Origin of the sequence: Francisella sp. 19X1-34 (assembly GCF_041102755.1) — a bacterium.
Taxonomy (GTDB): domain Bacteria; phylum Pseudomonadota; class Gammaproteobacteria; order Francisellales; family Francisellaceae; genus Francisella.
Genome location: NZ_JBGCTX010000001.1, coordinates 38,002 through 63,983 on the forward strand (window position 1 = coordinate 38,002; position 25,982 = coordinate 63,983).

Genomic DNA, 25,982 nt, shown 5'->3' on the forward strand with positions numbered 1-25,982 from the left:
CAAGTATATTTTTCTACACATGTATTATATATATAAAGCTTATAAAAATTAAGATTTTTCTAATAACATAGCATCTAATACTTCGATTATTTTATCATCAGTATCTACTATCATACTTTCATGAATTTTTTCAAACTCTTTTACAATATGATCATTTCTTTGCTTATCATCAAACAACTTCTTTAGCTCTATAAATAAACTGTCTACTGTACAATCTTCCTGAATTAACTCTTTAATAATTTCACTCTTATGCAAAATATTAGGAAAAGCCCAATAGCTATGATGACCTTTACCTACTAATAACCTTCCAAGAAAAGCTGAGATAGCAGATAATTTATATCCAACAACCATAGGCAACTTACACAGCATTGCTTCTAATGTAGCTGTCCCAGAGGCTAATAAGCTAAAATCTGAGGCCTTTAATACATCATGAGAATTTGTTTTGTAAACTTTTATACCAAGTCTGTCAATCTGTTCTTGATACTTATCAAATAAAGGTTGTAATGATGGTTTTGCTAAAGGCATAATTGCTTGAAATTTATAGCCTGCTTTTACTAACCTATCTAATGCATCTAAAAATAAAGGTAAAAGTCTAGTTACTTCTGTACTTCTACTTCCAGGCAATACTGACAATATAGGCAATGCAACACCGTCTAAACCAAGCTCTTTTCTATAGCTAGACCTATCTATTTTAACAGGTATACCTTTTGCTAAAGGATGTCCTACATAGATTGCCTCGAAATTATGTCTTTTCTTATAGTAATCAACTTCAAAGGGAAGTATCGCCAAAATCTTATCTGTAGCCTTTCTAATTTTTTTGATGCGATATTCACGCCAAACCCATATTTTAGGACTAACATAATGAATTGTCCTAACACCAGCAGCTCTTAAGTCCTTTTCAACTGTAAGATTAAAATCAGGAGCATCAATACCTATAAAGATATCAGGCTTATTTTGCTTAAAGTGATTAATAATATTTTTACGAATACCTAAAATACTTAAGCCTTTTGATATAATTTCAAAAAAACCTATTAAGGAAAGAGCATCCATAGGGTACAAGCTTTTGAAACTTTGGGCTTGCATTTTAGGACCACCGATGCCTTCTATAACAGCATCAGGATATTTTTGCCTAAGAGCTTTGACTAAAGTTCCTCCTAACTGATCTCCAGATAGCTCTCCTGCGACAATACCTATTCTCATTACCTTAAAATACCTCTCCTTGAAGTACCTATAACATCAACAAATGGCTCTAGAACAGGAGTATCTTTTGCCATTTCTTTAATGACCTCTGCAGCCTCTTTCATCATTAAGCCACGACGATAAAGGACTTTATAAACTTCTTTTATTTTCTTTATATCTTCAGGAGTAAAGCCACGACGCTTTAATCCTTCAGTATTAATCCCACAGGGAGTAGCTCCTCCAGTAACTGCAGTTACCATAAGATACGGAGGAACATCTTTTCCTATCAGTGCTGCATGAGCAATAAAAGCGTGTTTCCCAACTCTACAGAATTGATGAACTCCAACATTAGAACTAATTATAGCAAAATCATCAATATGAACATGGCCTGCTAAGCCAACACCATTAACTAAGTTTATATAATTACCTACTTTACAATCATGACCTATATGCACATAACACATAATAATATTATTACTTCCTATTGAAGTCACACCAATTTCTTTAGATGTTCCACCATGAATTGTTGCACATTCTCTAATAATATTATTATCACCTATAGTAACCTGTGAAAACTCACCTTTTTTATAAGTGTAATCAATAGGGTCATCACCAATTGATGCATATTGAAAAATACGATTATTTTTGCCAATAACTGCATTATCACCAATAGTTACATGGCTTTTTAGTTCTGTACCCTCGCCAATAACAACATTTTCTCCAATAACACAGAATGGCCCTATTATAGCACTATCTGCTATCTTGGCACTTTCATGTACTACTGCCAAACTATGTATCACGATTAATAATCCTTATATGCTGCCATTAATTGAGCTGAACAAACTACTTGCCCATCTACTTTTGCTACAGATTCTGCTGTACAAATAATATTTTTTTGTTTTACCATTCTTGATTCAATTATTAGTACATCCCCAGGAACTACAGGCCTTTTAACTCTAACCTTATCAATACCCGCTAGCATAAAGGTTCTTCTACCTCCACCAGCTTTTGCAACTACATGAGCAAATAACGTCTCAGCCATTAGTTCACCTAGTATAGCCGTTGCTTGAGCCATTGCCTCAACAATTAAAACCCCAGGCATTACTGGGAAATCAGGAAAATGTCCATTAAAGAAATCTTCATTTATTGTCACATTTTTTTGAGCTGTAATAGTTCTTTCTTCAACGTTCCAATCAACAATCTTATCTAAAAGAGCAAAAGGGTACCTATGAGGTAAAATTTCTCTGATTCCCATAATATCAATTTGCTTGTTGTTTTCATCAAAATGGCTCATTATTAAATAATCCTTACTTATTTTAATTTTTCTTCTAATTCTTTTACTTTTGCCATCAGCTTATCTATCTTAGATAACTTCGCTACAAATCTGCCCCACTGAATTCTTGGTTTAGCTTCAAAAGCAGCATAATACATGCCTGGCTTAGTTATAGACTTGCCTATATTTGAAGCTCCTCCAATTACAGCATTATCACAGATAGTTATATGTCCTGTTATCGCAGATTGGCCTCCAATAAGGCAATTATTACCTATTTTTGTACTCCCTGCAACAGCAGTAACCCCAGCCAATGCAGTATTTCTACCTACAGTTACATTATGAGCTATCTGTACTAAATTATCAATACGAGCCCCTTCTTTAATAACAGTATCATCGATAGCACCCCTATCAATAGTAGTACCTGCACCAACTTCAACATTACTCTCAATAACTACCCTTCCTAACTGAGGAATCTTTGTCCAGCTACCATCTTCATCCCTAGCATTACCAAAGCCATCACAACCTATAGTAGCATTTTGATGAATAATGCAATCAGATCCAATATCAACATCATGAGCTATCGACACATTACTTTTTATAATTGTAGCTTTTCCTATTTTAGTATTATCATGAATAGTAGCACAAGCGCCAATAGTTACATCATCCTCAAGCACTACATTTTCACCTATAACAGCATTTGCATCGATAGTTACATTCTCACCTATAACAGCACTTGAAGCTATTACTGCTTTACTATGAATTTTACCATTAGGTTGTGGTGACTTATCAAATAGCTCCATAACCTTAGCTAGTGCCATATATGGATTAGATAAAACTACAGCGTTAGTATTACAATAATCTAAAGCTTCTTCAGTTATCAAAACAGCTGATGCTTTTGTTTCAGATAAATTTTTCAAATATTTTGGATTAGTACAAAATGAAATATCACCCTCACCAGCTTGAGATAAGGTAGCTATCTTTTTTATCTCAACACTTGCATCACCCTTAACTACACCATCTAAATTTGATGCTAAAAAATCTAAAGTATACATTCAACAATATCCTCTAATTAGAATCCTTATTCATTAAAGTAATTACATCACTTGAGATATCATCAATACCATTTACATAAGCAAGAGCTTGAGTAGTAAGTACAGCATTATAGCCTTTTTGTTTAGCTATAGTCTTTACAGCACTATCAAAAGAAGCTTGGAATTTTTTAGCTAACTTCTCTTTTGCTTCGCTTTCTTTTTTCTGTAACACCATTGCTTTTTCTCTAAAGCCTTGCTCTTCTTTTTGAATCTGTTGTTGCTTTTGCGTTAGCTCCTGCTTAGTCATAGTAGCTGAGTTTTGCTGTAAAGTTTGCATCTGCTGCACTATATTACCTTGCTCTTGCCTTAGTTTTGTAGCTTCTGGTTTAAGATCATTTTCTAGTTTTTTAACACTTACAGAGCCTAAATCAGAATCGTTAAAAATTTCAACTGGGTTAACTACAGCTATTTTTGTATCAGCATAAGCTCCTGTAAAAGCTGCTGTTATTACAGATAGTGATAAAATTATTTTTTTCATACTCTTTTAATCTCCTTGATTATTTAATATTTTTTTAAAAATTCTGTCCCAATGAGAACTGGAATTGTTGTGTTACGTCTCCTGCCTGTACATTGAAAGGTTGAGCAAATGAAACAGCTAAAGGTCCCATTGGTGAATCCCACCTAAACTCAACACCTACTGAATACTTTAAGTTAGTAAAGCTCGGTGAAGTTGGATGAGGAGGCGTTGGAGACAGCACGCCTGGGATATCATAAGTAAGGTATGTATTACCCAGATCAAAAAAAGCACCTACTCTCATTTTCGAACTATCCTTAACAAAAGGTACTGGAAACAGTAAATCATAATTATTATAAATATTAAGGTTACCACCAATTGAGTTCCCTGTCGAGGCTGGATTAGTAGCTAAGTTCATATCACGCGCACCTAATGAACCTTGTAGGAAACCACGTACGCTTCCCCAACCACCACCGTAGAAGTTCTCATAGAAAGGAAGTTCTTGAGTTTTACCATACCCACCACCATAATCAACACCAGCCCTGATCTGTAGCGCTGACTGATCTAAATTTGGAATTGCGACATTATAAGTACCATGAACCTTTACTATATATGCTTGAATATTACTCACACCAGGTAGGTTTATTGAACCATCTAAACCAAAAGATCCTCCAGCTGTAGGAAATATATACCTGTTTGAGTTATCATAAGTCCATCCTGCTGTAAGTGCCGTCTCATAGAAGTTATTAGTCCCTTGCTGTGCAGTAAACCAGTCTACAACTGCTGATTTATATCCATCAGATTGTTTAACCGTATTATCTGCAAAGGTAAGTCCACCACTAACATTACTAAAAGTCGATACTGGTACGCCATATATTAATCTAGCACCCCATCTATCTAGCTGATATGCTGCAATTGCATTAGTTTCTGCAAAGTTTGAACGACTTACATATGCTGAAATACTTTGACTAATACCTGATGTAGTAAAATATGGATTAATATAACTTACATCTAAATTTTGATAAGGAACGGCTAACTGGGCATTAACATTAAATGTGTTTCCTGTACCAAAAACATTTGGCATATTCAGTCTACCACCAATCATAAACCCATATAGATCTGAAAATCCTAGGCTACCACTAACAGAGTTAGCATTTCGCTCTTTAATATTATAGTTTACATTAACTAAATCATCTGATCCCTTTACAGGAACAAGTTCCATATCAGCAGAGCCTACATATGGTAACTGCTCTAGTCTTCTTTGCGACTTATCTATTTGTTTTTTATTGTATTGACTTTGCTCATAATATTGTAACTGTCTACGAAAAACATAATCATTAGTTACATTATTACCAAAGAAATTAATTCTATTTACATAAACTTTTTTACCAGCATCAACAACAAACTTAAATGAAACGGTTCTTTTCTTTTTATCTACACTAGGAATTGGATTAACTGTAACAAAAGCATAACCTTTACTACCAAGTAGAGTTTTTATAGCATCTACACTCTCAACAAGTTTTTTCTTAGAGAAAACCTCACCTTGCTTTAATTTAATCAAAGATTGAATCTCAGATCTTGGTAGTAGAAACTTACCAGTTAAGGAAATGCTACCAACTTTATACACTTTACCTTCAGTAACGCCAAAAGTTATATATGAATGCTCACGATCTTTTGACATTGATGCTTGCTTAGACTTAACCTTAAAGTCTAAATAACCTCTATCTAAATAGTAATTGGTTACACCTTGGACAGACTGTCCCATTCCCTGTGGAGAGTAATCGTCAAACTTGGCTAAGAATCCCCAAAGATTCCATACTGAAGGAACTGCAAATGCAACACTACTTTTTAAATCACTATCATCAAACTTCTTATTGCCAATAAAATTTACAGCATCAATTTTAGCAGGCTCACCTTCTTTAATATCTAAGCTTATATCAATTCTATTATTTGGCAGCTTTCTTATATTTTCTTCAATTTTAGCGCCATATAGTCCCATCGATGAATATTGATTCAATAAGGATTGTTTCAATAAGAACATTGTATTTGGATTATAAACGTTACCAACATAAATACCTGCATCAGTGAAAACTTTCTGCAAATCTTCTTTTTTAAGCTTTTTATTACCACTAAAAGTAAAACCTGAAATAATAGGTCGCTCTTTTACATTAATAAAAAGATTACTTCCTTTACGATAAAGGTTTACACTATTAAAAAATCCTGTTCCATAAAGATTGTTAATAATCTGGTTTGTATCTTCAGGTGTGATATAGCTACCTTTCTTATAACCTATGCGGCTTTTAACTACCTGACTTTGTAAGCCTTGCAAACCCTCTATAGACACATTATTTAAGACAAAGCTACTATCATCTGCTAAGCCATTTAATGCAATCCCCATAAGAAGAGAGGCTAATACAAACTTCTTTCTAAAAAAAACCACTCTAATTTACCCCAAAATAGAATCCACATATTCACGAGTTTTTCTATCAATTTCAAAAACTTCTTCTATACTACATGGATTCTTAAAACTCAATTTCTCTGTTACTTCTTTATTTAATCTAATAATTTCTAAATATTTAATTTTGCCATTTAGAAAAGCATCTACTAATTTTTCATTAGCAGCATTAAAAACTATATTTGCCGCATATTTTTTAGTTTGAAGATTATCAAAAACGATCTTTAAAGCTTCAAATCTTTTAAAGCATGCTTTTTTAAAAGTTAATTCTTGCTTTGTAAAGTCAAGCTCCTCAACATTTACAAAACCTCTAGTTGGATAATATAAAGCATTCGCAATTGGTGTCCTCATATCCGGAACGCCTAATTGAGCTAAATAACTACCATCAACATATTTCACCATCGAGTGAATTACACTTTGAGGATGAATTAAAACGCTTATTCTATCAATTTCAACATCAAAAAGCCAATAAGCCTCAACAACTTCTAGAGCTTTATTTACCATCGTTGATGAATCAATAGAGATTTTTCTCCCCATATCCCAATTAGGGTGTGCACAAGCCTGCTCAGGTGTTACATCAACAAGTTCATCAAAAGTCTTCTCTCTAAAAGGTCCTCCAGATGCTGTCACGATTATTTGACTAATATCAGCAGCATACTTTTTTGTACTATTATCAATACATTGAAAAATTGCATTATGTTCACTATCAACAGGTATTAGTTGAGCATTGTTCTTCTTTACCTCATCAACAAGCAAATGGCCAGCTGTCACTAAAGACTCTTTATTTGCCAAGAGTATTTTCTTACCTGCTTTAGCCGCTGAAAAAGTAGGTTTAAGACCAGCTATTCCAACTATAGCAGACATAACGATATCAACCTCAGATGCACTAGAGACTTGTTCAAGCCCTTCGTCACCAACTAAAATATCAACATTAGAAACTATTTTTGCTAACTGTTGTTTTTTACCTAAGCTTGGAACTACTGCATATTTAGGCTTAAATTCCTGACAAAGTTTTGCTAACTTCTCAATATTACTAAAAGCAGTTAATGCAAAAACCTCAAAGTCAGCACACTCTCTAATCACAGCAAGAGTACTATCACCAATAGATCCAGTTGCTCCTAATACAGTAATTCTACTAACAACTTTAGACATAATACTTATTCACTTTCTGATAGGTTGTCTTGTGAAGATTCTTCATCCACCGTTTCTTCTTCATCCTCAAGGCTTTCATCATCTTGCTTAACCACTTTTAAGCTAATAAGTCTTTCATTATTTCTTAGGTTTATTAATCTAACACCTTGAGCAGAACGGCCACATTCTCTAACCTGATCAGAAGATGTTCTAACTAAAGTACCATTATCTGTTATTAAAACGATATCCTCATCATTACCAACAAGTACTGCAACCACAACTTTACCATTACGTTCTGAAGTTGATATTGCAATAACACCTTGACTTGCTCTTTTTGTTTTTCTGTACTCAGAAACAGCAGTTCTCTTACCATAACCATTTTCTGTAGCTGCCAATACAACTCCTTCATCAGGATTTGTAACAATCATAGATACTATTTTTTGGTTAGGCTGTAAACGCATACCTGTTACACCTGCAGCAGAACGTCCCATAGCTCTTACATCTGACTCATCAAAACGTATAGCTTTACCAGCATCTGAGAATAGCATAACTTGCTTACTACCATCAGTAAGAGCAACGTACGATAGCTCATCACCATTATTTAAACCAATTGCTATCTTACCTGTTGATCTAGGTCTAGCAAATTGAGATAAATCAACCTTTTTAACACGACCTAATTTAGTAGTCATAAACACAAACCAACCTTCTTCAAACTGAGAAATAGGCATCAAGGCTGTAATTTTTTCGTTTTTCTCTAATGGTAGAATATTATTAATTGGTCTACCTTTTGAAATTCTACTTGCTACAGGGAAATCATAAACTTTCGACCAATAAACTCGACCAAGGCTAGAAAAACATAGCATAGTATCATGGGTAGAGGCTAACATTAACTTAAAGATACTATCCTCTTCTTTAGTCTTAGTTGCTGATTTACCTACTCCACCACGTTTTTGTGCATTATACATACTAAGAGGTTGTGTCTTGACATAACCATCCATAGATAATGTAACAACCATATCTTCTTCGGCAATTAAGTCTTCTCTTGTTAGATCTAATCTAGAAGCAATAATTTCTGATTTTCTTTCATCACCATAATTATCTCTAATTTCAACAAGCTCTTCTTTAACTACACGAATCAGCTCATTAGTATCACTTAAGATACCGATCAGATACTTAATTCTTTCAATAAGTTCTTTAAATTCGTTTGTGATTTTATCTTGCTCAAGACCTGTTAATCTATGTAATCTTAAAGCCAATATTGCTTCAGCTTGCTCTTGAGTTAAGTTATAAGAAGCATCTACTTGAATACCATAGTGTGATGCTAAAGTCTCTTTACGATACATTTTAACATCAACACCTTCTAGCATACTTTTTACTAAAGTACCATTCCATGATCTTGCTAGCATTGACTCTTTAGCATCTGCTGGAGATGGAGATGCTTTAATAAGATCTATCATCTCATCAATATTTGCTAGAGAAAGTAACAATCCTTCTAAAATATGAGCTCTTTCTTTTGATTTTCTTAGCTCAAAAATTGTTCTTCTAGTTACTACTTCTTTTCTGTGCTTAATAAACTGTTCTAAAATTTCTTTAAGGTTTAAAAGCTTAGGTCTATTATCACTAAGAGCAACCATATTAATACCAAAGCTACATTGAAGTTGCGTTTGAGCATATAAGGTATTTAAAACAACATCGGGAGACTCATCTCTTTTAAGATCTACAACAACCCTAATACCATCTTTATCAGACTCATCTCTTAGCTCTGAAATTCCAGTTACTTTTTTATCCTTAACTAACTCGGCTATTTTCTCAACTAGCTTAGCTTTATTTACCTGGTATGGAATTTCTGTAATAACTATTTGTGACTTACCTGAGGCTTCATCTTCATGAATATCTGCTTTTGCACGCATAATCACGCGACCACGACCTGTCTTATAAGCCTCTAAAATACCATCCGTGCCATTTATGTATGAACCAGTAGGAAAATCTGGAGCAGGTATATATTGTATAAGATCTTCTATTGTAAGTTGTGCATTATCAATAAGTGCAATAGTTCCATTTATAACCTCCGTCATATTATGAGGTGGTATATTTGTTGCCATACCAACAGCAATACCTGAAGAACCATTCACTAAAAGGTTTGGCACTCGAGTTGGTAAAACATCAGGAACTAACTCAGTATTATCATAGTTAGGAGAGAAATCTACAGTTTCTTTATCTATATCTATCAAAAGCTCATGAGTAAGCTTTTGCATTCTAATTTCCGTATAACGCATTGCTGCTGGAGAGTCACCATCAACAGAACCAAAGTTACCTTGACCATCAACAAGTGTATATCGCAGTGAAAAAGGTTGTGCCATTCTAACGATAGTATCATAAACTGCTGTGTCACCATGTGGGTGATACTTACCTATAACGTCACCAACAACCCTAGCAGACTTTTTATATGGTCTATTGTAATAATTTGATAGCTCGTTCATTGCAAAAAGTACACGACGATGTACTGGCTTCAAACCATCTCTAACATCTGGCAGCGCCCTTCCAACAATTACACTCATTGCATAATCAAGATACGACTGTCTTAATTCTCTTTCTATATTTATAGACGATGATTCTTTAGTAGCTATAGACATTACTTACCGCTTTTAATAAAGATAAAACATATAGTCGATATTCTATCACATTGATAAGCAAAAAAGTATCCCTTAACAAATGAACAAAAAATACTTTCTAACCCAGTTTCCAGTCAATTTGTTCTAAATTATTTTCTGCTAAATAACTATTACATTTATTAAAGTGATCGCAGCCCAAAAATCCTCTATGAGCCGATAATGGTGATGGGTGCGTTGATTCTAAAATCAGATGCTTTGACGTATCAATAAGACTTTTTTTCTTACGAGCATGAGATCCCCACAACATAAAAACAATATATTCTTTATGCTGTGAAATTTTTTCAATGACAGTATCTGTAAATATTTGCCAGCCAATATCTTTATGAGAATTTGCGTTATGTGCCTCTACAGTAAGAGTGGTGTTTAAAAGAAAAACGCCTTGCTCTGCCCATCTTGTCAGGCACCCATGGTTAGGAATCTCAAAGCCCTCTACACTGTTTGACAACTCCTTATACATATTTCGTAAAGATGGTGGCACATCAACACCTTTTTGCACAGAAAAAGCCAGCCCATGTGCTTGATTGTAGTTATGATAAGGGTCTTGACCTAAAATAACGACTTTTAGATTATCTAAGCTTGTGTACTTAAAGGCATTAAAAATATCTTCTTTTTTAGGGAAAATGACCTTACCATGACTTACTTGCTCAACTAAATGCTCTAGTATTTGTTTAAAATAAGGCTTTTGTTTTTCTTCTGAAAGAATATCTGACCAAGTCATTATAAGTCACTCATAAGATTTACATTAACTCCACATACTTAGTAATTTCTTAGCCTTAGTACTACCCATATCACTAGCAGTTTCTAACATTTGTTTGCCTTTCTCTTTACTTGAATCAGATACTAGGCCTTGGACATTTTCTTGACCATACTGAGTAAATAATTCTTCTGCTATTTTCTTAACATTCTCACTATGAGATGCCTTAGGATCATAATTATCAGTAAACATTTTTGCATACTTAGAACCTTCTGACAAGTTACCTACTTTCATGTTTGATAACGCTGTAACACCCACAGCATATAAGTCCGTAGGATTTGCTAGAGGCTTACAATAAGTTATAGCATCCATATATTGCTTATTTTGCCATGCATTTATACAGCTTTTCATTGCTGTTTCTGTAGTTGCAAATGCACTTAATGAGGTCGTTACTAAAATAGTTGATAATAATATTTTTTTCATGATTTAATATGATATAAAAGTTGAACACAAAACTTAGTATATCAAATCATTTATTATTTTTAAGACTTGTATTTGGAAATTAAAATTATGAATTAAAAATCTACCATTTTGAAAATGGTGGGTGCAGAGGGGTTCGAACCCCCGACCCTCGCCTTGTAAGGGCGATGCTCTCCCAGCTGAGCTATGCACCCGATTTTGTAAAAGATCGAAAACTTTAATGGCGGAGAGGAAGAGATTCGAACTCTCGATAGGGTTTAACGCCTATACTCCCTTAGCAGGGGAGCGCCTTCAGCCACTCGGCCACCTCTCCTAAACCATGTGAGAAACTATTATATCTTGATAAAACATAGTGTCAAGGCCTATATAGTATTTTAATTAGAAGATTAAGGTGAATTTTCTGAGCAAAATAATTTGAAAATCATTATAATATTTAAATCAATGTAAAATTCTAATTAATCTAATTATATAAAATGCGAAAAATTCTAGTTACTAACGCCCTTCCTTATGCAAACGGAGACCTTCATTTAGGTCACATGCTTGGCTATATACAATCAGATATTTGGGTTAGATTCCAAAAGCTTCAAGGCAACAAATGTATATTTATCTGTGGTAGCGATACTCACGGCACTCCAATTATGCTAAAAGCAAAAAACCTTGGCATAACCCCTGATCAACTAGTAGAAAAATACTCAAACAATCATCAAAAAGATTTTGCTGATTTTGAAGTTGCTTTTGATAATTATCATTCAACTCACAACTCTTTAAACAAAGAGATTGTCGAAGATATTTACAGCAAATTAAATAATCAAAACCTTATATCAAAAAAAGAAATAGCCCAAGCATATGATCCAGAAGCTAAGATGTTTTTGCCTGACAGATTTGTAAAAGGTACATGTCCAAAATGTAAAGCAGAAGATCAATATGGCGATAGTTGTGAAGTTTGTGGTGCTACTTATGATCCAACAGAGTTGATAAGTCCAAAATCTGTTGTATCTGGTAAAGCCCCTATACAAAAAAATTCTGAACATTTCTTTTTTGATTTGCCTGCTTTAGCAGCAGATATAGAAAACTGGATAAAATCCAACAAGAATCTACAGCCAGAAGTTGCAAATAAATTAGCTGAATGGTTCGAACAAGGTCTACAAAGCTGGGATATCTCTCGTGATGCACCATATTTTGGCTTTGCAATACCAGGAACTAATGAACAAAAATTCTTCTATGTTTGGCTAGATGCTCCTATGGGTTATATTGCTAGCTTCAAAGATTTTTGCAATAAAAATGATGTTGATTTTGATCAATACTGGGGAAGCAACTCTAGTGAAAGTGAACTTTATCACTTTATTGGTAAAGATATTATTTATTTTCATGCATTATTTTGGCCAGCAATTCTAGCTTCTACAGGTTACAAGACTCCAACAAGTGTATTTGCTAATGGCTTTTTAACTGTTAATGGTAAAAAAATGTCTAAGTCTCGTGGGACATTCATCCAAGCTAGAACATATTTAGATACTCTAGAGCCTAGTTATTTAAGATATTATTTTGCATCTAGACTAACCTCTCACATTGATGATATAGACTTAAACTTAGAAGAGTTTGTTACAAAATCAAACTCTGATATTGTTGGAAAAGTAGTAAATATAGCTAGTCGTTGTGCAGGATTTGTTTATAAAAAGTTTGATGCTACTTTAGCTGATGAAGTTTTTGATAAAGAACTAGAAAAAGAGTTTGCTGAAAATCACAGTTCTATAACTGAAGCTTTTGAGAAAAGAGAGTTTGCTAATGCTGTACGTTTAATAATGTCATTAGCTGATAAAGCAAATCAATTTATTGACCATCATAAACCTTGGCAACTAGCTAAAGAAGCTGGCCAAGAACAAAAAGTTCATCAAGTTTGCTCGCAAGGTATAAATATGTTTAAGACTTTGGTTTCATATCTTAAGCCTATTATCCCAAGTATTGTTGCAAAAGCTGAGAGCTTCTTGAATATAGAAATCTCTAACTGGGACGAAGCTCCAATATTTTTAAGAAACCACAAGATAAATAAGTTTAAACCTCTTGCTACTCGTATAGAAAAAGAGAAAGTTGACAAAATCATAGAGGATACAAAGAAAATGTTAGATAAAGAGCAAACTCAACAACCTAAAAAAGAAGAACCTAAACTTGATATCACAGATGAGTGCAGCTTTGATGATTTCATGAAAGTTGATCTTCGTGTAGCTAAGATTGCTGAAGCCTCACATGTTGAAGGTGCTGATAAATTACTTAAACTAATACTTGATTTAGGTGGTATTAAAAAACAAGTTTTTGCAGGCATCAAATCATCTTATAACCCCGAAGATCTAGTTGGAAAACATACTGTAATGGTTGCTAACTTAGCTCCTAGAAAAATGAAGTTTGGTATCTCTGAAGGCATGGTACTGGCAGCTGGAGATGGCAAAGGAATATATATATTAGAACCGCACGAAGGTGCTCAACCAGGCATGCGCGTCAAATAGTAATTATAGTTATGAAAAAATCTTTCTATATAATCATAGTTCTTTTAATGTTTTTTTTAGCATTATTAAACTATCTTGATCGTTCGACTTTAAGTATTGCAAATACTGAGATTGCAAACGCTTTTAATCTTGAACCTACAGAAATGGGTATTTTACTTTCAGCTTTTATGTGGCCATATGCTTTGGCAAGCCTACCTGCTGGATACTTGGTTGATCGTCTTGGTATAAATAAAGTAATGCTAGCAAGCATGATTGCTTGGTCAATGGCCTGTGTACTTGGCGGCTTAGTTATTGGTTTTTACTCTATACTTTTTACAAGACTATTATTAGGAGTTGCTGAAGCGCCTTTTTTTATAGTTGCTACGAAGATAATACAACAGAACTTCGCTACTTCACAACGTGGACTTATATCCTCAATTGTCTCATTAGGTCCAAGACTTGCTAATATTTTAGCTCCTTTAGTTCTAGTTGCGCTTATGCTGCTAATTAGTTGGCGCGGAATGTTTATCTTACTTGGAGTTGTAGGGTTAGCAGCAGCCATACTATGGCAACGCCTACAAAAAAAGGGAGTACTCAAAGAACCCAAGCCTTTTAATAAAACTCAAAAAGTATCATTCAAACAAGCTTTAAAGAATAAAAATGTTATTTTTTTATGTATAGGAAATCTTTGTTCATCATATGCATACTGGCTATTTTTAACTTGGCTACCTTATTATTTTATAAAAGTAAAAGGTCTAACATTATCTCAAATGAGTATCGCAACAGCGGCGTCTTTTATTTCTGGAGTAGCATCAGTTATGCTTGGTGGAATAATTTCTGACTTTATGATTAAGCGCAACTTCTCTGCCGTTTCTTCTCGTCTAACTCCAATAATAAGTGGTTGCTTAATTGCATCTATAGCAATTCTTACCTTACCATATATACAAAATATCTTTTTAATTGTTGTTGTGATTGGTGTGACAATATTTTGTTTAGGACTTAGAATCTCACCAACTTGGGCTCTTGTAGCAGATATTTCGCCTAGACATTTAGTTGGTACTATAGGCGGAGCTCAGAATTTTGCTAATTTTATTGGCGGAGGTTTAGCTCCATTAATAACTGGAATAATATTACAAGTTACAAACAATAATTTTATTATAGTTTTTATATTCAGTGGGATTGTATGTTTATTTGGATCAGCTATTTACACACTGATTAGAAATCGTAGAGTTACTTAATTGCTAACAATTATCTTAATCTTACCTTTGGTTACACTATTTAACTCTTCTAAAAACTTAGTTTTATCCGCACTATTAATTTGAACCATCAACATAACAGTATCTAAATACTCTTGAGCTATAACTTTTACATCATAATGTCTTATAACAATATCTATATTAGCTGTTTCACTATATTCATATACTATTTGAATATGGCAACTAGGCTTTATATCTGCTATATTTGCGATACTTAAAACCTCTTTAGCTGCTTGACCGTATGCTCTTATTAAGCCTCCAATACCGAGCTTAACTCCACCAAAATAACGTACTACAACAACTAACACGTTTAATAATCCACTACCTTGTATATGTGCTAAAATTGGCTTACCGGCTGAACCGCTAGGCTCTCCATCATCACTAAATCTAAATTTGTTATCCTCAATAAGCGCATAAGCCCAACAATGATGATTAGCATCCCTATATTTTTCCTTAATAGCTTCAATACTATCTAATGCATCTTTCTCACTTTCTATATAAAAAGCATAGGCAATAAAGCGAGATTTCTTTATAGGTTCTATTTCAAATTCAATATTTTCTGAGATAGTTTTATAAGAGTTCATTTATCAATATTTTATATTTATAAATAAGTTACAGATCTATACTACCAGCACCTTGTCTTAATATTTGGTAAGGCAACTCCAGCATCTCTACAACAGTTGTTGATTCATAACCACAATAATCAGACTCTATAACTGCATCAATGTTATGCATAATTTGACCATCAATTTCAGAACAATCAGTAACTACATGCTCCTGCCCTGGTAAAATAAAAGTACTAATAACCAAAGGCTCACCGATCTCAGCAGATATAGCTTTAGGAACATAATGTTCACTAACTCTTATACCTACTGTATTTTTAGACTTAGTAACAAGTAAAGATGATACCTTCTTTGTAGCATTTAAAATGAATGTATATGGGCCTGGTGTATATCTTTTTAATAATCTATATACATTATTATCAACTTTTGCATACTCAGATATCTCAGATAAATCCTTACATGAAAGTGTAAAGTTGTGGCTACTATCTAAATCTCTAATTTTTATAATCTTATTGATCCCCTTCTTTGACTTCATTTTACAAGCCAAGGCATAGCCCGAATCAGTAGGGATAGCAATAACCCCATCATTTTCTAAGATATTATCAATATCTTTTAGCTCTAAATCATTATTACCATAACTATATAATTCGATTAATCTCTTCATAATTTCTACAACAACCGTTATACTTCTAGGACATTATACAATACTTATTATTATAAAAATGAATAAAATGATTAATGATTTGCTTCCGGCAATTGTATTTTTTGCAGTTTACAAGTTTTATGACATATTTTTTGCTACAGCTGCTCTAATCATTGTAACTCTGGCTCAGGTTGCCTGGGAATATATTGCTCACCGTAAAGTAGCTAAAACACAAATTATTATCGCAATACTTGTTGTGATTTTTGGTGGCGCAACATTATATTTTCACAATGAAGAATTTATCAAATGGAAAGTTAGCATTATTAACTGGTTAATGGGCGTTGGGCTAATAATAACTACTTATACTATGAAAGAAACGCCTATGCAAAAAATTCTCAAAGAGAATATTGAGCTTAAAGAACATAAATGGAAAGAAATCAATAATATGTGGGGAGCATACTTCACTGTCCTTGGAACTTTAAATTTATTTGTGGCGTATTTTTTCTCGACAAATGTCTGGATGAACTTTAAGCTTTTCGGTTTATTAGGTATCACTTTTGTCTTTTTAATAATCCAGTCTATTTATTTATCCAAACACATTAAAAAATAATTTTTATTTTTTAGTTTGCAAAGAATTCTTTTACAAATGTATAATAATATCACTATAAGGAATTTTTAGAAAAATGAGCGAAAATAACCCTGAGATTAATGAAACTGTTATCTCTAAAAAATCCACATGTTCATATAAAAACTTTTTAGGCTGTGCCTTATTAGTATTTATACTAGCTGTTTTTAGCTTAACAGAATTAGCTATACTAGTTGGAATATTTATGTTATTTATATTCTTTTACGTAGCTATAGCCGTACTCGGAGGAGCATATTTGCTATTTCTCACAGCAATAAAAACTTCAAAATATCTAAAAGAGAAAAAGAAAGATTCTAATAAAACTAACCTTCCTTAATTAGTCCCGCAGCATAAGTACGAGCACCTATCAAACCAACATCAGTATTAGTTATTATATGAATTGGAAAGTCTTTCATCATATTGGACATTCTACCTTTATCTCTAAATTTCTCTAAAAATTTGCTTTCTCTTATTTGTTTAATAAGCCTAGGAGCTATTCCTCCAGCAATATATAAACCTCTAAATGGCAGACTTGTAAGAGCTAAATTCCCTGCCACAGAGCCATAAATGCTCAAAAATATATCTATAGTTCTTAAAGCAGATGGTTCTCTATGCTCAACTGCATGTTTAACAATAACTGCAGCTTTATCTGAATCTGAAACACTAAATAACTCTCTTCTTAGTCGCATACATTCAGGTTGGTCATATAATGGATTACGCACTACATATTTATAAATATTGTAAATACCATAGCCACTACAGAATCTCTCAGGAGAGATCCTATGAAAAGTCTTGCGCATAAACTTAAATAACTCAACCTGCTCATCATCTACTGGAGAAAAATCAACATGTCCGCCTTCAGTCTTATAAACTCTAGGAGTATGATCTTTATCATAACTAACCAAACACATTCCTAAACCAGTACCAGCACCAATAACAGCACAAAGAGTATCTTCATCTTTTTGACCCTCTTGAATAGTTAGAATGTCCTTATCCTTATCCTTATCCTTATCAAGAGACTCTATACCATATCCAATAGCTTCAAAATCATTTATAACTTTAACCATACTTTTATCAATACCTAGACTCTCTGATATATATTGTTCAGAAACCATCCATGGCAAGTTAGTAACCTCTACCTCACCATTAGAGACAAATCCAGCAACAGCTAAACATGCAGAGTCAATTTTCCCAGCCAAATCAACTTCGGAGAGAAACTTTTCTATAATAGCTGATAAGCAGTTATAGTTAGCTCCTTTATATTTTCTAACAGCTATACTTTCTGTTACACCATTTTCTAAAAAAGAGACTTCTAATCTAGTATTAGTTCCTCCAATATCTCCAGATAATATATACATTCTTTATACTCCCATTTAGTAGTATCTTGTCAATACAAATAAATCATATTCTGCTATAATGAAGCAATAACTTAATATTACAATTTTTAGTTTAAATGTCTAAAGAGAATAAAACAACTGATTTTGGCTTTACAGAAGTACCCTGGGAAGAAAAACAAAAGAAAGTCGCTGGAGTATTTCATTCTGTAGCAGCTAAGTATGACTTAATGAATGACCTAATGTCTTTTGGTATACATCGTATTTGGAAAAAACAGACTCTTGCAAAAACAGCTGTACGTAAAGGTGATAAAGTTCTTGATCTTGCTGGAGGAACTGGTGATCTTGCATACAAGTTTTGTCAAATGGTCGGATCAGAGGGTAAAGTTGTTTTAAGTGATATTAACTCCTCTATGCTTGAAGTAGGTAAAGAAAAGCTTACTAACAAAGGTTGTGTTGGCAACATCGAATATGTTCAAGCTAATGCTGAATGTCTTCCTTTTCCTGATAACTATTTTGACTGTATAACAATCTCTTTTGGTCTTAGAAATGTCACAGATAAAGCAAAAGCTTTGGCTTCTATGTGTCGCGTACTAAAGCCAGGAGGTCGTCTTTTAGTTTTAGAATTTTCTAAGCCGATTGTACCTTTACTTTCAAAAGTTTATGATGAATACTCTTTTAAGGCATTACCATTTTTAGGTAAGATTATTACTCAAGATGCTGAGAGCTATAAATATCTTGCTGAATCAATACGTAAACATCCAGATCAGGAAACTCTAAAACAAATGATGTTTGATGCTGGTTTTGATAGTGTTGAGTATCAAAATATGACTGGTGGAATTGTAGCATTACATATTGGGTATAAGTATTAAAATGATACAAACAATAAATAAAGCTCTTAGTTTCTTACCAAAACTTGATCCTCAAGCGAGTGCTTTGTTATCACCACTAAAAGATAAAGCTTTAAGTGTAGTTATTACTGACCTTGATTATAGTATTTCACTAAAGGTAGAAAACAACAACTTATATGCTACAGATGAGCTCTCTAATAATGTTTTAAAGGGGAAGCTAGCATATATTCTCGAGCTTATTTTTAATAAAAACTTACAAGAACTAATAATTGCTGAAAAACTTGACTATCAAGGTAGTCTAAAAGATCTAAATGAGTTTAATACATTTTTAAATGCTATTGATATAGATATAGTTTATAAGCTTTCTAGTCTGACAAGCCCAGAGTTCGCTAGTATCGTAACTAAGCCTTTTGATAAATTTAAAGAATATCTAAAAACTTCACGCCAAGAGACAATCATAGATATTAAAGACTATTTGACAGAAGAGAAAAAAACATTAATCTCTCAAAATGAAATTAATTCCTTCTACAAGCAAGTACAAGAGTTAAAGCAAGCTACTGATAGAATAGAAGCTAAGCTAAAAATACTACAAGGCTCATAATATGATTAGAAAGTTTTTAAGACTTATATATATTTTTTATATTATAAATAGATACTGTTTACTTAATGAGCCTATCCGTGCTACAAATATAAAGCTCTTACAAGCACTATTGTTACTAAACCCCTTTTATTATTCAAGAAGAATCCGTAAGCTAGAACATGGTGTACGTATTAGAGAAGCTTTAGAAAAATTAGGTCCAATATTTATAAAATTTGGTCAAGCCCTATCAGTTAGAGCAGACTTACTTCCCCCAGAAGTTATAAAAGAAGTTGCTAAACTTCAAGATAATGTCCCTCCTTTTGACAGTAATATAGCTACCGCCCAAATTAAAAAAGCTACTAAGCAATCTATTAACGATATATTTAAAAGTTTTGATAGCTCTCCTCTAGCATCAGCTTCGGTTGCACAAGTCCATAAAGCTACTCTAAAAAATGATGAAGAAGTGGTAGTTAAAGTACTACGCCCAGGAATTGAGAAAATTCTAAAGTTAGATACTTCCTTGATGCTAATATTTGCTAAAGCACTAAATCAGTTAAAAGAAATTCGTCGCTTTAAGCCTGTTGAGATTGTCAAAGAAATTAATCAAAGTTTTTTTGATGAGCTGGATCTTGTTCGTGAAGCATCTAATGCTTCACAAATTCGTAGGAACTTTGAAAAATCTACGATACATTACGTACCAAAAATCTACTGGGAATACACTAGCTCTACTGTAATGGTGATGGAAAAAGTCGGTGGTGTAAGAGTATCAGATATAGAAACTTTAGATGCTTTAGGAGTTGATCGCCGTTTACTAGCTCAGCGTGGTGTTGAGATTTTTTACTCGCAAGTATTCGATGATTGTTTTTTCCATGCTGATATGCACCCTGGCAACATGTTTATTGATGTGTCAAATCCATCTGATCCTAAATATATCTCCATTGATTTTGGAATTGTTGGAACTTTAAACCGTGACGATCAGCGCTATTTAGCGGGTAACTTTTTAGCATTCTTTAAACGCGATTATAGAAAAGTTGCTGAACTTCACATAGAATCTGGCTGGGTTCCTAGTGATACTAGAGTTGATGTATTAGAGTCTGCGATTAGAACTGTATGTGAACCAATATTTGAAAAACCTATGCGTGAAATATCTTTAGGATATACATTAATGCAACTTTTCTCGGTTGCAAGACGCTTTAATATGAATATTCAACCACAGTTAACTTTGTTACAGAAAACTCTTTTTCACGTTGAGGGTTTAGGTCAAAGACTTTGTCCTGAACTAAATATCTGGGAAACATCTCGTCCAATCCTAGAAAAATGGATGAAAGAACAAATGGGATTAAGAGGTTTTTATCATCGCTCTATAGAAAATATGCCTAGAGTTAGTGACAAGCTCCCTGAACTACCGCGTATGGTTTTTGAAATATTACAACAAACACAAACTAACCTAAAGCAAATAACATCTAACCAATATAACACATCCTCAAAACCAAAGAAAAAATACACATTTGCATTAGCAACAGGTGTCATTTTGACAAGTTTAGGTGTTATATATACTTTACATAATGATTTATCACCTTTAGTTAAACTACAAGGGTTTATAGAGAATCATAGTACTGGATTTATCGTAGCTGGTATTGCGTGTTTAATTTATTATGGTTTTAAAAAGGAGAAATAAATGTCTGACTGTATTTTTTGTAAAATTATTGCCGGTGAAATGCCAAGTAAGAAAGTTTATGAAGATGAAAATATATTAGCTTTTCATAACATCTACCCTGAAGCAGATATACACATATTAGTTATCCCTAAAAAACATATTGCTAGCTTAAACGAACTATCCGATTCAGATGAAAGTGTTATGGGAAAACTTATGTTAAGTATTCCTAAGGTTGCTAAGCAGATGGGACTAAAAGGTTTTAAAACATACTTTAATACTGGCAAAGAAGGTGGGCAAACTGTTTTTCATATTCATGCTCATATTCTTGGCGGCACTATCCACTCTATGCCACATTAGTTTAAGCAAAATTCATAACTGGTGGCGGGAAAGAAGCATTTGCAATACCCCCGACCTGATGAAGCCCAGATCCAAAGCTTACTGTTATTACACTAATCATTAACATTGTTACAATAACTATTTTTTTTCATAATTTTAACCTTTTCAAATATATACTTAATTTTATGAGGGTATTATGACAAGCATTTGAGATAAATTAAAATATATAGTTTTTATTAGCCTTATAACATTTTCTTATATGAGTTAAACTCCTCTAAATCATTGATTATATTTACTATTCAGGACGTACTAATGTCATTATAGATATTTTTTCCATTTGGCTATTTTTTTTGATAGTTTGAAGAAACTCTCGCATTGTTGAACCAGTAGTCAAAACATCATCAAATATAAGTAAGTGTTTAGCAGTAATCGGTTTATTAAGAATAAAAACATCCTTAATCTGTTCAAATCGTTTTTCTCTTGAAGATCTAGATTGAGCTCTTGTATATTTAGCCCTTGAGTAGTTTTCAAAAGTCTCTGGAATATTTGTATATTGAGATAGTTCTGTGATCAAAACTTCTGCTTGATTAAAGCCCCTATATAAATACCTAAAGCGATGTATTGGTATAACAGCTAAAGCATCAACATCTTGCAAATATGTTTTTGTAATATTATCCCACCAATATCTAATAATTTTAGAAAAAACTTTTGCTGATAATAAATCTTTTTGAAATTTAAACTTTTGTAGAAGATATTTAACTTCCGCAGAATATTTAAGCAAATGATAGTAATCATACTCTTGATCCAGATCAACTTGTTGTTTTTCAAAGTTTAAATGACTTAATAAACTCTCAAAACAATAACTACAAACAATATCATCTGAACTTTGTTTACACAAAAGACAATTTTGTTTTAAGAAGAATCTATACTTAAGAGCCATATTCAGCAATAAAACTTCTTAACTGATCTATTTCAAGACCTTTAGAGTATAAATACCCTTGACCAATATCACAACCATACTCAGTAACTAACTTCTCTAAGGATTCATCCTCAACCCCTTCAGCAACAACCCTAATACCTAATTTCTTAGCCACTTCAATAATGGCTTCTACAATAATATTATTCTTATTACTATTTTTTTTAGCTAATCCAAAGATAAATGATTTATCAATCTTTAATGTATCAATATCATGCTCAACCAATCTTTTAATTGATGAATGATCAACACCAAAATCATCAATTGCCAATCTTATATTATTAGGTTTTAGAAGCTTTGAAATCATCTTTATATCTGATTTTTCGATATTTTCAACAAATGAGCTTTCAGTTAGCTCAAACTCTACTATGTTGTTTTTAATATATGAACTTGATGCCACAATATTTACAAGTTCTTGAATATGTTCTTTAAAATTTCTAACTCTAGGGGATATATTGACCGAAATACTAACACCTTCAAGATTAAGACTATCTAAATCCTTTATAATCTTATTAAATACATATATGTTTAATTCTTCTGATAAAGAAAGTAGCTCTATTCTTTCAACAATCTCTGCTGTTGTAAAATCATTACCTGAATATCTTAATAATGCCTCAAACCCTTTTAGCTTTTTAGTTTTCAAATCAAACTGAGGTTGATACACAAAATAAAACAATTCTTCTTTAAAACCACTATGAATAGTATTTACTAAATTATCTAACCTATCACTCTCTTGTTTTAGATTTTGGTCAAATAATACATAATCGAGCTTTTGCGTCTTACTTTTATATAGCGCTAAGTCTGCATATTTTAATAGCTTAGTTATAGCCATACCACTATTATATTTACAGACTCCAATACTCATTGAAGTAAGTAGTTTTTCATTATCACGAGAATATGCTATATCTTTTAGATCACTTACTCTTTGAGCAATTTTTTTAATCTCATTATCATCTTCTATATTATTACAAACTATTATAAATTCATCTCCACCTAACCTTGCTACTACATCTGTTTTTTTAACTGTGGATTTTAATCTTGCAGCAAGCTCTCTAATAACATAATCACCAAAATCATGACCATATTTATCATTTATTCCTTTAAAATCATTACAATCTATCATAATGATGTAAAAATCTTTTTTAACTATATTATTTTCACTATCATATAGTCTTATTTTTTTCTCTAAGAATTGAGTTACATAGAAACGGTTGTAGATCCCTGATAGAAAATCTTTATTAGCCATATCTTTTATATATGCCATGTCTCTATTTGACTCTATTAACATAGAGATTACATATATCATCTTAGCTAATTCTTTGATTATATTATCATCATAGCCATTATCTCTATTGGCAATACCTACCATCCCTATACATTTCTTATTTTTGCCAATAATAGGGATTCCTGCGTATGATTTTAAAGGCGGATGTCCCATAGGGATGCCACTAGATTCAGGGTGATTTGCTGGATCATTGGTGACAAGGGCTTTACCTGTTCTTATTGTATATCCAAATAATGTATCTAAATTTGTGAACTCTAATCCTTCTAACCTTTTACTTCTATAGAGGTCTTTAGTTTCTTTATTCCAAGATATATCTGTTATAGCGTATGTTCTTAAATATTTATTCCCGCCAGAGTCTTTAAATATGCCGCCAATAAAACCATATTCACTAGATGTATGATCAAGCAAGAAATGTAATATATATGAGAATATCTTTGAACTTTTAGTTTGCTTAATATGTAGCTCTTGTATTTTTGAGATAACTCTAACATATTGCTTTGATTTATATTCTTCTGTTAAGTCTTTTATTGTACCTACAAAAACTTTTTCACCATTATTTGTCATTTCAGAAACTGCTAACTCTATAGGAAAGATCGTACCGTCTTTTTTCATCCCTTGAACAGTTCGAGAGGAGTTAATAATATTTTTTTGATTTGTCTTAAGATATTTATCTATATACACATCATGTTTAGAAGAATATCTCTGAGGCATAAGAACTTTGATATTTCTACCAATAATTTCTACATCATCATAACCAAACAATACTTCTACTGTAGGATTAACATAAACTATAGTAGCTTTTTGATTTATTATAATAACACCATCTAATAGTGTTGAAAGTAGTTTTTCTAATAATGAATTCGGTTCAATATTTATTCCCATATAAACCTTCTCTTAAAGCTCCAATAAATATCTTATCAAATATAATCCTTATACATATACCTAAATAATATCTTTATAACCGACCTACATCAATCTCAACTGGTACATTATTAATATTATATTCTTCCGGAATTTTCTGGGTTGGTTTTACAATAATAACTACTTTCGACTCTTTTGAGTCAAAAATACTTCTATCATTATTCATCTCAGCAAATACTGGTCTAGACTCTATAACACCCTTAAATTCTGCACCATCTTGAAAACGTATAGTAACTTTAGTACCTTTTGAAACATATGAAACAAACTCAGAATCCAAGTATGCTCGAATAAAAGGTTTATCAAACAAAGATAATAACGCTAATTCTTGACCTTTTTGTACAAATTCACCTTTATAGACATAAACTCTATTAACTACAGCATCGACATCTATTTTTATATCAAGACTTTTAATTTTTTCTTCTAAAATACTCTTCTGTAGATTAAGCTGTCTTAATGTTTCGGCATAATTATTATCTTTTTCCAAAGAGTACTGTTGTTTCTCGACTAGAACATTACCAAAATCCATCTCAGCATTATGTAACACCTGTGATGACTGTTGAAGCTCAATAATGTTAATAATATTCTTTTTCCTTAATTGAACCATAGCATTATAAAACTTCTCATTAATATCAACGTATTTTTTCGCTATAGCATATTTTTGCTCTAGAGCATTTAAGTCACTTTTATATAGTTTATCCTGTAAACTTTTCACATCTTTAATCTGAGTATTAATCTCATTAAGCTCAGTATTTAAAAGAGGCGATGACATTATAAAAACATCTTGACCATTCTTAACAAGCTTTCCCGGATGAATATTACTTTGCTTTATAAAGCCATCTTCATGAGCTCGAATAAGATACTTCTCTGTGACAACTGTACCATCTGCGACTATAAACCAGTTATTACTAAAAATCATCCACCCTATATATATCAAAGGTGAAATAACTATGACTATAACCATATACCACTGTAATTTTGAGATATTTTTCTTCACAGGAGATGCTTGGGCTTGCATTATCTGTTTATTTTTTGGTGGTTTAAACTTCATA

Annotated in this window: 24 protein-coding genes and 2 tRNA genes; 8 read left to right on the plus strand and 18 right to left on the minus strand. The window is 32.6% G+C overall.

The annotated features are described in order from the left end of the window. Nucleotides 1-48: 48 nt before the first annotated feature. The 12 genes from lpxB to AB8E56_RS00260 all read right to left on the minus strand — a co-directional run bounded on the left by lpxB (nucleotide 49) and on the right by AB8E56_RS00260 (nucleotide 11,742). Nucleotides 49-1,200, minus strand: a complete 1,152-nt coding sequence (gene lpxB, locus AB8E56_RS00205; RefSeq protein ID WP_329476719.1) for a lipid-A-disaccharide synthase — start codon at nucleotides 1,198-1,200, stop codon at nucleotides 49-51. Further along, nucleotides 1,200-1,979 carry an acyl-ACP--UDP-N-acetylglucosamine O-acyltransferase gene (lpxA, locus tag AB8E56_RS00210; protein WP_329476721.1) on the minus strand — a complete coding sequence of 260 codons (780 nt, stop codon included), beginning with the start codon at nucleotides 1,977-1,979 and terminating at the stop codon, nucleotides 1,200-1,202. Before lpxA ends, lpxB begins: the two co-directional genes overlap by 1 nt. A gap of 2 nt (nucleotides 1,980-1,981) precedes the next feature. Beyond that, nucleotides 1,982-2,473, minus strand: a complete 492-nt coding sequence (gene fabZ, locus AB8E56_RS00215) for a 3-hydroxyacyl-ACP dehydratase FabZ (protein ID WP_329476722.1) — start codon at nucleotides 2,471-2,473, stop codon at nucleotides 1,982-1,984. 17 nt (nucleotides 2,474-2,490) lie between these two features. Further along, nucleotides 2,491-3,504 (minus strand): UDP-3-O-(3-hydroxymyristoyl)glucosamine N-acyltransferase, encoded by a 1,014-nt coding sequence (lpxD, locus tag AB8E56_RS00220; protein ID WP_329476724.1) that lies wholly within the window; start codon nucleotides 3,502-3,504, stop codon nucleotides 2,491-2,493. A gap of 13 nt (nucleotides 3,505-3,517) precedes the next feature. Beyond that, complete coding sequence (locus AB8E56_RS00225; protein WP_329476726.1) at nucleotides 3,518-4,021, minus strand: OmpH family outer membrane protein; 504 nt, start codon at nucleotides 4,019-4,021, stop codon at nucleotides 3,518-3,520. Between the two features lie 34 nt (nucleotides 4,022-4,055). Next, nucleotides 4,056-6,437, minus strand: coding sequence for an outer membrane protein assembly factor BamA (gene bamA, locus AB8E56_RS00230; protein WP_329476728.1), 2,382 nt, complete (start codon nucleotides 6,435-6,437; stop codon nucleotides 4,056-4,058). A gap of 6 nt (nucleotides 6,438-6,443) precedes the next feature. Beyond that, the gene (dxr, locus tag AB8E56_RS00235) at nucleotides 6,444-7,604 is read right to left on the minus strand and encodes a 1-deoxy-D-xylulose-5-phosphate reductoisomerase (RefSeq protein ID WP_329476730.1); all 1,161 of its coding nucleotides are present in this window, start codon (nucleotides 7,602-7,604) and stop codon (nucleotides 6,444-6,446) included. A 5-nt stretch (nucleotides 7,605-7,609) separates the two neighbouring features. Beyond that, nucleotides 7,610-10,216 carry a DNA gyrase subunit A gene (gyrA, locus tag AB8E56_RS00240; protein WP_329476732.1) on the minus strand — a complete coding sequence of 869 codons (2,607 nt, stop codon included), beginning with the start codon at nucleotides 10,214-10,216 and terminating at the stop codon, nucleotides 7,610-7,612. 97 nt (nucleotides 10,217-10,313) lie between these two features. Beyond that, nucleotides 10,314-10,973 carry a uracil-DNA glycosylase gene (gene ung / locus AB8E56_RS00245; RefSeq protein ID WP_329476734.1) on the minus strand — a complete coding sequence of 220 codons (660 nt, stop codon included), beginning with the start codon at nucleotides 10,971-10,973 and terminating at the stop codon, nucleotides 10,314-10,316. Between the two features lie 24 nt (nucleotides 10,974-10,997). Continuing rightward, complete coding sequence (locus AB8E56_RS00250; protein ID WP_329476736.1) at nucleotides 10,998-11,432, minus strand: hypothetical protein; 435 nt, start codon at nucleotides 11,430-11,432, stop codon at nucleotides 10,998-11,000. Nucleotides 11,433-11,547: 115 nt separating this feature from the next. Then, nucleotides 11,548-11,623 (minus strand) — tRNA-Val (locus tag AB8E56_RS00255). Nucleotides 11,624-11,650: 27 nt separating this feature from the next. Beyond that, nucleotides 11,651-11,742, minus strand: a tRNA-Ser gene (locus tag AB8E56_RS00260). Between the two features lie 160 nt (nucleotides 11,743-11,902). Here AB8E56_RS00260 and metG point away from each other — a divergent pair. Together metG and AB8E56_RS00270 are read left to right on the plus strand one after the other, a co-directional pair. Continuing rightward, nucleotides 11,903-13,927 carry a methionine--tRNA ligase gene (gene metG, locus AB8E56_RS00265; protein WP_329476738.1) on the plus strand — a complete coding sequence of 675 codons (2,025 nt, stop codon included), beginning with the start codon at nucleotides 11,903-11,905 and terminating at the stop codon, nucleotides 13,925-13,927. Between the two features lie 11 nt (nucleotides 13,928-13,938). Next, nucleotides 13,939-15,144: an MFS transporter gene (locus AB8E56_RS00270; RefSeq protein WP_329476739.1), complete on the plus strand. Its 1,206-nt coding sequence runs from the start codon at nucleotides 13,939-13,941 to the stop codon at nucleotides 15,142-15,144. Here the strand turns inward: AB8E56_RS00270 and AB8E56_RS00275 are convergent. Both AB8E56_RS00275 and AB8E56_RS00280 read right to left on the minus strand, forming a co-directional pair. Beyond that, the gene (locus AB8E56_RS00275; protein WP_329476741.1) at nucleotides 15,141-15,746 is read right to left on the minus strand and encodes a YigZ family protein; all 606 of its coding nucleotides are present in this window, start codon (nucleotides 15,744-15,746) and stop codon (nucleotides 15,141-15,143) included. The two genes, AB8E56_RS00270 and AB8E56_RS00275, sit on opposite strands and share 4 nt — an antisense overlap. 28 nt (nucleotides 15,747-15,774) lie before the next feature. Next, nucleotides 15,775-16,389: an L-threonylcarbamoyladenylate synthase gene (locus tag AB8E56_RS00280; RefSeq protein WP_329476743.1), complete on the minus strand. Its 615-nt coding sequence runs from the start codon at nucleotides 16,387-16,389 to the stop codon at nucleotides 15,775-15,777. A gap of 58 nt (nucleotides 16,390-16,447) precedes the next feature. On the opposite strand from AB8E56_RS00280, the gene AB8E56_RS00285 reads away from it, so the two are divergent. Next, nucleotides 16,448-16,978 carry a septation protein A gene (locus AB8E56_RS00285; protein WP_329476745.1) on the plus strand — a complete coding sequence of 177 codons (531 nt, stop codon included), beginning with the start codon at nucleotides 16,448-16,450 and terminating at the stop codon, nucleotides 16,976-16,978. Nucleotides 16,979-17,051: 73 nt separating this feature from the next. Then, complete coding sequence (locus AB8E56_RS00290; RefSeq protein ID WP_329476747.1) at nucleotides 17,052-17,330, plus strand: hypothetical protein; 279 nt, start codon at nucleotides 17,052-17,054, stop codon at nucleotides 17,328-17,330. Here the strand turns inward: AB8E56_RS00290 and glk are convergent. After that, nucleotides 17,317-18,351: a glucokinase gene (gene glk, locus AB8E56_RS00295; protein ID WP_329476749.1), complete on the minus strand. Its 1,035-nt coding sequence runs from the start codon at nucleotides 18,349-18,351 to the stop codon at nucleotides 17,317-17,319. The genes AB8E56_RS00290 and glk overlap by 14 nt on opposite strands. 95 nt (nucleotides 18,352-18,446) lie before the next feature. Here glk and ubiE point away from each other — a divergent pair, with 95 nt between their 5' ends. The 4 genes from ubiE to AB8E56_RS00315 are packed head-to-tail and all read left to right on the plus strand — an operon-like array spanning nucleotide 18,447 to nucleotide 21,772. After that, complete coding sequence (gene ubiE, locus AB8E56_RS00300) at nucleotides 18,447-19,199, plus strand: bifunctional demethylmenaquinone methyltransferase/2-methoxy-6-polyprenyl-1,4-benzoquinol methylase UbiE (protein WP_329476751.1); 753 nt, start codon at nucleotides 18,447-18,449, stop codon at nucleotides 19,197-19,199. A gap of 1 nt (nucleotide 19,200) precedes the next feature. After that, nucleotides 19,201-19,779 carry a hypothetical protein gene (locus AB8E56_RS00305; protein ID WP_329476753.1) on the plus strand — a complete coding sequence of 193 codons (579 nt, stop codon included), beginning with the start codon at nucleotides 19,201-19,203 and terminating at the stop codon, nucleotides 19,777-19,779. Between the two features lies 1 nt (nucleotide 19,780). Continuing rightward, on the plus strand, nucleotides 19,781-21,436 hold the full coding sequence (gene ubiB, locus AB8E56_RS00310) for a ubiquinone biosynthesis regulatory protein kinase UbiB (protein WP_329476755.1): 1,656 nt from the start codon (nucleotides 19,781-19,783) through the stop codon (nucleotides 21,434-21,436). Continuing rightward, the gene (locus AB8E56_RS00315) at nucleotides 21,437-21,772 is read left to right on the plus strand and encodes a histidine triad nucleotide-binding protein (RefSeq protein ID WP_329476757.1); all 336 of its coding nucleotides are present in this window, start codon (nucleotides 21,437-21,439) and stop codon (nucleotides 21,770-21,772) included. A 274-nt stretch (nucleotides 21,773-22,046) separates the two neighbouring features. On the opposite strand, the gene AB8E56_RS00320 is transcribed toward AB8E56_RS00315, so the two are convergent. From AB8E56_RS00320 to AB8E56_RS00330, 3 genes are all read right to left on the minus strand, one after another. After that, the gene (locus AB8E56_RS00320) at nucleotides 22,047-22,691 is read right to left on the minus strand and encodes a phosphoribosyltransferase family protein (protein WP_329476759.1); all 645 of its coding nucleotides are present in this window, start codon (nucleotides 22,689-22,691) and stop codon (nucleotides 22,047-22,049) included. Then, nucleotides 22,681-24,894 (minus strand): EAL domain-containing protein, encoded by a 2,214-nt coding sequence (locus tag AB8E56_RS00325; RefSeq protein ID WP_329476761.1) that lies wholly within the window; start codon nucleotides 24,892-24,894, stop codon nucleotides 22,681-22,683. The genes AB8E56_RS00320 and AB8E56_RS00325 overlap by 11 nt, the downstream gene beginning before the upstream one ends. 73 nt (nucleotides 24,895-24,967) lie before the next feature. Beyond that, entirely contained in the window at nucleotides 24,968-25,981 is a 1,014-nt protein-coding gene (locus AB8E56_RS00330; protein WP_329476763.1) for an HlyD family efflux transporter periplasmic adaptor subunit, read from the minus strand. Nucleotide 25,982: the final 1 nt, after the last annotated feature.